2 pseudogenes are annotated in these 770 nt (G+C 51.2%); both read right to left on the bottom strand.

Annotation, left to right across the window (positions count from 1 at the left end):
- Positions 1-366 (bottom strand): annotated as a pseudogene (locus NPS47_RS25270) (lipase family protein); the annotation flags it as partial.
- 11 nt (positions 367-377) lie between these two features.
- A pseudogene (locus NPS47_RS25265) lies at positions 378-770 on the bottom strand (hypothetical protein); the annotation flags it as partial.

Raw genomic sequence — 770 nt, 5'->3', positions numbered from 1 at the left:
TCGCGAGCCAAAGTGGTTCTGGTAGCGGGTCTGTTCGGCACGTACCTGGAGCTCGGTTATTTCAAGCGGGTAATGTTCTCTTGCTTGTAAAAACGAATAAACCTGTTCATGCCCTTGGTACTTCTGATCCAGGATCAGGGCAATTGGCCCGGCGAAATGGTTGTCCACCCTGCCGCTGCCAGTGGCGTCCAGCCTGCCGCTGTACTTAAAGCCCTCCGTGTCGGTTACTTCGTAGGCCAGGCCGGCATAAGGCTCCCCCGAACCAGCCTCGTCGACTAATTGAAAGCTGGTCCACTTGCCCTGTACGGGACAAGTAAGCATGCGATTATTTAACGGGTGCTTTAACTCTTCATTCAAAGTATTCATGCATGATTTCCTTATTCGGTACATCCGGGATAGATGGTGCATTTTTCCCCGCCCGGCATCTGAAAGGTGCTGAAGTCCTTGTGATTGCCATAGCAAAATGCGTATTGATCTTCAAAGTTATCGCCCAGACATCGCTTCCAGCCGCCAGGTACCTTGACCCAGGTATCTTTTATTGAAGGCCGTTCCTCTTCGGCCAATTTGATCTTCATCCGCACGGTTTTACCCGGCAATTGATCAGGGGTGAAAGCCGCTGCAGGACGGTAGCGGCTCAGATTGCCCTGTGCATCCATACCTTTACAGTCAAGGAGCTTCACAATACGACGATTAAGTCCGACTGTTCGAAACAGCCATTGGCACTGACCGTAGAACTCACTCTCCCCAGTTTCGTTGAAAGTCCCTTTGTA

The sequence above is a fragment of the Pseudomonas putida genome (genome assembly GCF_028682475.1).
Taxonomy (GTDB): domain Bacteria; phylum Pseudomonadota; class Gammaproteobacteria; order Pseudomonadales; family Pseudomonadaceae; genus Aquipseudomonas; species Aquipseudomonas putida_AG.
This window is presented reverse-complemented; position numbering and strand designations above follow the sequence as displayed.